Source organism: Burkholderia sp. AcTa6-5, assembly GCF_017815075.1.
GTDB lineage: Bacteria > Pseudomonadota > Gammaproteobacteria > Burkholderiales > Burkholderiaceae > Burkholderia > Burkholderia sola.
This window is the reverse complement of sequence record NZ_JAGIQE010000038.1, coordinates 49163-55541: the sequence shown is the minus strand read 5'-3', so window position 1 is coordinate 55541 and position 6379 is coordinate 49163. Positions and strand designations below refer to the sequence as shown.

The 6379-nt window shown below is 66.1% G+C and carries 5 protein-coding genes and 1 pseudogene; 1 reads left to right on the top strand and 5 read right to left on the bottom strand.

All coding sequences use genetic code 11. The annotated features are described in order from the left end of the window. The 3 genes and pseudogenes from J8I33_RS32165 to J8I33_RS32155 form a co-directional block, all read right to left on the bottom strand. A pseudogene (locus J8I33_RS32165) lies at positions 1 to 89 on the bottom strand (electron transfer flavoprotein subunit beta/FixA family protein); the annotation flags it as partial. A 31-nt stretch (positions 90 to 120) separates the two neighbouring features. Then, on the bottom strand, positions 121 to 1260 hold the full coding sequence (locus J8I33_RS32160) for an acyl-CoA dehydrogenase family protein (RefSeq protein WP_124557011.1): 1140 nt from the start codon (positions 1258 to 1260) through the stop codon (positions 121 to 123). Next, the gene (locus J8I33_RS32155; protein ID WP_209939799.1) at positions 1253 to 2527 is read right to left on the bottom strand and encodes a CoA transferase; all 1275 of its coding nucleotides are present in this window, start codon (positions 2525 to 2527) and stop codon (positions 1253 to 1255) included. Before J8I33_RS32155 ends, J8I33_RS32160 begins: the two co-directional genes overlap by 8 nt. Before the next feature lie 119 nt (positions 2528 to 2646). Between J8I33_RS32155 and J8I33_RS32150 the strand changes: the two genes are divergently transcribed. Next, positions 2647 to 3558 carry a LysR family transcriptional regulator gene (locus J8I33_RS32150; RefSeq protein ID WP_209927526.1) on the top strand — a complete coding sequence of 304 codons (912 nt, stop codon included), beginning with the start codon at positions 2647 to 2649 and terminating at the stop codon, positions 3556 to 3558. Positions 3559 to 3759: 201 nt separating this feature from the next. Here the strand turns inward: J8I33_RS32150 and J8I33_RS32145 are convergent, their stop codons facing one another. Then, positions 3760 to 5193: a nicotinate phosphoribosyltransferase gene (locus tag J8I33_RS32145; RefSeq protein WP_124714736.1), complete on the bottom strand. Its 1434-nt coding sequence runs from the start codon at positions 5191 to 5193 to the stop codon at positions 3760 to 3762. A 73-nt stretch (positions 5194 to 5266) separates the two neighbouring features. Further along, a complete protein-coding gene (locus J8I33_RS32140; protein ID WP_050014966.1) occupies positions 5267 to 6307 on the bottom strand; it encodes a bifunctional nicotinamide-nucleotide adenylyltransferase/Nudix hydroxylase in 1041 nt (346 codons plus the stop codon). Positions 6308 to 6379: the final 72 nt, after the last annotated feature.

Sequence of the window (6379 nt, the reverse complement as noted above, 5' to 3'; positions counted from 1 at the left end):
TTCGCGATGTCGACGCCCGTGTTGTCCGACTTCACGCGGACCTTCACGTTGTAATCGACCACTCTTTTCACTGGCACGAGTATCTTCACCATTCGTCTCCTTGTTCGTTCGATTCGGCGATCACGCAAGCATCGTGCGGGCAATCACCGTGCGCTGGATCTCCGACGATCCTTCGTAGATCCGCAGAATGCGTGCGTCCCGCACGAGCCGCTCGATGCGCAGTTCACGTGTGAATCCGTAGCCGCCATGGATCTGCAACGCGGCATCGGTCACGAACGCCACCATCTCCGATGCATACAGCTTCGCCATCGACGCCATGTCCGTAAACGGGTCGCCGGCCGCCCGTCGCGCCGCGGCCTGCAGCGTCAGCAGCCACGCGGCCTCCAGTTGCGTCTTCATGTCGGCGAACCGCCATTGCAGCCCCTGCTTGTTCGCGAGCGGCTCGCCGCCGACGTGGCGCTGCTTCGCCCAGTCGATCGCGTCGCCGAGGGCCGCCTCGGCAATACCGAGGCTCGTCGCCGCGACATCGAGACGACTGTTGTCGAGCACCTTCATCGCCGTGCGGAAGCCGCTGCCCTCGTCGCCCAGCCGGTTCGACGCCGGCACCATGCAGTCGAACGCGACTTCGTGCGCGGGCGCGCCGTGAATGCCCATCAGCTTTTCCGGCGGCGATACCGACACGCCCGCCGTATCGCGATCGACGACGAATGCGCTGATTCCCCGGGTACCGAGCGCCGGTGCGGTTTTCGCATAGACGACGATGAACTGCGCGGCATCGGCGTTCGAGATGAAGTGCTTGACGCCGCGAATGCGGTAGGAGTCGCCGTCGCGCATGGCCTGCGTGGTCATGCCGGCCGGATTCGAGCCGGCCTGCGGCTCGGTGAGCGCGAATGCGCCCAGCTTCGCGCCGCTCGCGGCATCCGGCAGATAGCGGGCACGCAGCGCGTCGTCGCCACCGATCAGCACCGAGTCGGTTGCCAGATAGTGGGCACCGATCATCGACGAGGTCGCCGCGCACGTGCTGGCGATCTCGGCCAGCGACAGAATGATCGCGGCCGGCGACGCGCCGATTCCGCCCCAGCGCTCAGGCAGGTTCATTCCCATCACGCCGAGTTCGGCCAGCGCCGGCACATAGCGTGTCGTCGGCGATTCGTCGCGATCGACTCGTGCGGCATGCGGTGCGAGCTCGGCTTGCGCGAAACGGCGAATCGCGTCGGCGATTTCCAGGTCGGCGTCGTCGACGCCCAGTCGTTTAAGCATCGTTCATCTCCTGAGGGGTTTCGGTTCGTCGCGCGGATGCGGCAGCGCCGGGGACGATCGTTTCGGCGGCCGCGTGAACGACACCGGCTTTCACGAGCGCGGCGATCGCCGCATCGTCGAGCCCGAGCACTCGGCCGAGCACCGCGCGCGTATGCTCACCGAGTTGCGGCGCGCGTGTGGTACGCGTGTCCGGATACGCGGAAAACTTCAGCGGCTGGGCGGGCAACCGGATCGGCGAGCCGTCGGCCGCGGCCGTCTCGACGAGCAGGCGGCGCGTGCGCGCCTGTTCGCTTTCGAGCGCTTCCCGAATGTTCCGGATCGGTGCGACAGGAATACCGGCCGCACCGAGCGCCGTGTTGACCTCGTCGACCGAGCGCGTCGCGGCCCACTGCTCGATGCACGCGCGCAATGCCGCTTCGTGTTCGCAACGCGACGTATCGGACACGAAACGCGCATCGTCGACCAGCGCCGGAAGACCGATCGTGTCGGCGAGCAGACCGAACAGTTTGTTGTTGAGTACCGCGACGACGAAATGGCCGTCGGCCGCACGATAGGCGCCGAACGGCGCAGACGTCGGGTGGCGATTGCCCACACGCCGCGGCGCCCTGCCGGTGGTCGCGTAACGCGCGACGAGCGCGGCGGTCAGGCTCATCGTCGCATCGAACATCGACACGTCGACGTGTGTACCCTGCCCGGTTCGATCGCGTGCAACGAGCGCGGCGAGCACGCCCCATGACGCAAAGATCCCGCTGACCACGTCGGACACGGAATCGCCGACGAGCGTCGGCTCGCCATCTGGCGAGCCTGTCGCGTCCATCAGCCCGCACATCGCCTGCAGGATGATGTCGTAGGCCGGCCGGCTCGATTCGGGACCGGTCTGCCCGAAGCCCGATACGCTCGCGTAGACCAGCGCCGGGTTGCGTGCCGACAGGGCCGCGTAGCCGATCCCGAGCCGCTCGGCCACACCGGGGCGGAAGTTCTCGACGACGACGTCGGCATCCGCGCACAGCGATTGCGCGAGCGCCTGCCCGTCCGCCGTCTTCATGTCGATCACGACACTGCGCTTGTTGCGGTTCATCGCACCGAACAGCCCGCTCTCGCCATTCGCGAACGGCCCGATCGCACGGTAATCGTCGCCGGCGGGCGGCTCGATCTTGATCACGTCGGCGCCGAGGTCGCCGAGCAGCGCCGAACACAGCGGCCCCGCGAGCACTCGGGAAAAGTCGATCAAGCGTATGCCGTCGAGCGGCAGCCTGGACACAGTCACGGCATCTTTCTCCTGAAGGTCGGGCCGAGTCGGCCGATGCGGTGATTCTGTTCGAGCGAGGCAATCAGATAAAATATCGGAATAAATTAACGGTTATAAGATTTCCGTATGGGTTCGATATGGCGCTGTCGCTGAGATTGCTTCGCTATTTCGTCGCGGCCGCAGAAGCGGGCAGCACGACCGCGGCTGCCGTCCTGCTGAACGTATCGCAACCGTCGATCTCGGTGGCGATCCGCGAACTCGAGGCGCTGTTCGACGATCCGCTGTTCACACGCGGCGCGGGCACACGCATGACGCTCACGCACTTCGGCGAGCGCAAGCTCACCGAGGCACGTCAGTTGCTCGCATCGGCGTCGGCGTTCGCAACCGACGACGCTGGCGACGAGCCGGGGGGCGTCGTGCACATCGGTGTATTCAGCACGATCGCACCGGTCTATTTGCCGCACGCGCTCGAGCTTGCGCAGCAGCGTCATCCGCGCTTGGACATCCGCTTCGTCGAAGGCGATCTCGCGCAGCTCGACATGGCGCTGCACAAGCAGCAGATCGACTTCGCACTGATGTACGACGTCGGCTTGCCGGAAGACATCGAACGTGAATGTCTGGCCGAATTGCGCCCCTATGCGCTCGTGCCCGCCGGATCCGCGCTGGCGAAGCGCAAGCGCGCGATCTCGCTGCACGACCTCGCCGCGCACCCATTCATCCTGATCGACCTGCCGCATAGTCGCGACTTCCTGATGGCGCCGTTCTGGCAGTGCGGCCTGTCGCCGAAGGTCCGTTATCGCGCGGTGTCGATCGAACTCGTGCGGGCAATGGTCGCAAGCGAGCTTGGCGTGTCGCTGCTGATCACGCAAAGCCCGGCAGTCACGCGCTCGCCGCTCGTCGTCGAATGTCCGATCCGGGAATCCACCGTGATCCAGCCGCTGGTAATCGCGCGCCTCGCGCGTGCGGCTCGGACCCGCGCGTCGGAAATCGCGGCAACGTGCGTACGTGACGCGGTCGCGGATGCAATGCGCACTCGCACCGGGCCTTGAACCGGGACAGCCCGCTTATCATGTCCGAAACCAACACGGCTCTCGTGTATTGGCGGACAGGCGGGCTCCGCAAGAACGGGGCGCCCGCCCCCGGAAAGCCACGAGAAACGGTGGACAGCCGAGCGGCGCAACGGCATCGCAGCCTGATGCGCGTGCCGCCGGCGCGATGCGACCCACAGTCGAATCGCCGCGCCACCTGTGTCACACCTCCCCCGCGTGCGCCCTTGCCCTGACCTCCGCAAACGACGTATCGACGAGCAGACGCCCGGTGTCGAACACCGTCTCGAGCGCCTCGTCCCATTCGCCTTCCCGCGCCCGATCGTCCCACGCAACCGGCAGCGTCGCCGTCCGATACTCGCCGGTGCGCCAATTGCGCAGCAGCGTCAGCCGCCCTCGCTTCGAGCGCTTGCCCTGATCGGTGACCGGATCCTTGCGGACGTCGTGCCACACGCCGCCGCGCCGGATGGCCGAGCACTTCATCGCGAAGCGCTGCGTATCGCGATTCACCCGCTGCAACAGCGCACCGCCCATGCCGAACACCACGTTGCCGGCCGCGTAGCCTGCCTCGTCGAGCGCGGCGAGGATCGCTTCGATCGACTGCTCGTCGACGCCGTCGCCCTGGATCACGCGCACGTGGTTCAGCACGCGCCGCCCCTTGCCGTTCACGGTCGAGCCGAACGACACGTCGAGCGCCCGCACCGTTTGCAGCACGATCGTCACCGGGTCGCCGGAATCGGGACGCACGACGAGCGTCGCGCCCGAATCGATCACCGCCTGCCGAAGTTCGCCGCCCCACAAATCGAGCGCGGCGAACAGATCATAGGAGTCCGATACGACCGATACGATCGCGCCCGGCAAACCGAAGCGGCTGATCATGTTGCGGTACGCGTCGGCCTCGCCTTCGCGCCCCCATGACGTAATCGTGCTGTGCTCGGCCGCCGGCACCGAGTAGGCGGCCATCGGCTCGCGATAGAAGCGGTTCGCGGCCAGCACGCCGAGCACCGTATCCGAGCCCATGAAGCTCACGAGATGCGCGGCGCCGCCGATCGCGGCCGATTCCGCGCTCGACACGCCGCGCGCGCCGAAGTCGTGCAGCTTGAACGGCAGTTGCGCGAGATCGTCGTCGGTCCTTTCGAGGAAGCGGCGGATCGTTTGCCGCAGGTGCCAGCTGCGGGTCGCCACCGTCACCGGATACCAGATGCGCAACAACATCGTCTCGAGATACGACGCGAGCCAGAACACCTGCGGATCGTCGCATTCGACCGTCATCAGCACGTTGTGCACCGGCACGATCGAGCCTTCCGGTACCGCACGGATCTTCACCGGCAGGTAGCCGTCGTAGTGCTCGACGATATGACGCCACCCGGCTTCGTTGAACGGCTCGCCGTGCACGGCGAAGAAATCGCGCGCGTCGTCGATCATCGCGTGCGTGACCGGCTTGCACAGGTACTCCTTCAGCAGCATCTGAAGGCCGAAGAACAGCGTGCGGTCATAGCGGCCGCCGCGCGATTCGACGTACGAGAACATCGCCGATGCGTCCGGCGGATATTGCAGGAAGTGGGAGGCCTTGTACGAATCCGTGTTGAGAATCGGATTGGCGAGAACCGCGGCAAAGCCGCCGGGATCGTTTTGCATGGCTAGAGCTCCTCTAGGCCGTTGAAGTGCCGCCGCGTCTGTCGCGGCGGACCGAATGCGGGGAATCAGCGCGTCACAGCTTCCCCAGGAAGTGATACGCGATGTCGAAGTGATCCTCGAACATCACGTTGCGCATCTGCGCGAATTCGTTGAGCGGAACCCAGCGCGCCTTGTCGGCGTCGTCGCTGCCCTTCACGCGCGGCAGCTCGCCGGTCGGAAAGTTGAACAGGCACGCATGCGTGATCGTGCGGCCGCGCAGCGAACGCGTCGGGTGATCGAACACCTGGCGATCCTTGATCGAGCCGCGCAGCACGGGCTCCGGCAGCTTGAGGCCGGTTTCCTCGCGCAGTTCGCGAATGCACGCCGCATCGAGCCGCTCGTCCTGGTTCACGAAGCCGCCCGGCAGCGCCCACAGGCCACGGCCCGGTTCGCTGCGACGGCGCACGAGCAGGATATGCCCCGAGTGCACGACCACCGCGTCGACCGTCACGAACGTGACCGGATACGGCGCTGCCGCCCAGGCCTTGCGATACGCGGCGATGAATTCGGCTTCCGACTTCAGTTGCGCGAATTCCGGCTGCGTGCGGAACCGCTCGAGCCAGCCGAACACGGGTTCGGGCACGGCCCACTGCACGAAGCTGTTGGTCCGTTCGGCGAAATACTGGTCGCGGATCTCGGTAGCGGAAATGTCTTCCGTCGCGTCGACGTCGACGAGCGCCCATTGCGGGAACATCCGCAGGTAATACGACGTGGCGTCCTTCTCGTGGCCGATCAGCCCGACCTTGCGCTGCGCGACGTCGCCGAGCGCGCCGGCCACCGCATCCTGCACCCAGCGCACCCAGTCGCCGTCGTTGTAGGTCGAATCCTGCAGCGGGGCGATCGTCACGCGGTCGCGCTCGGACGCGTCGAGCAGCGAAGCCAGCATCTGGCGGCGCTCGTCGAACGAGAACGGATCCTTGATGGTGCGGGGCTTGTCGGTCGATCCGATCAGCACGCACACGCGCTCGGCCCGGCTCAGTGCCGACTTCAGCACGTTCAGGTGACCACGATGCGGAGGCTGGAAACGACCGATGAAAACGAGCGCGTCGAAGCGCCGGTTCTGTTGCGTACTCATGAGGCTCCCTCAAGAGATTGAAACGCTCCGGGTCTGTCCCGAAGGGTTGGGATAAATCCTAGGGGAATTCCC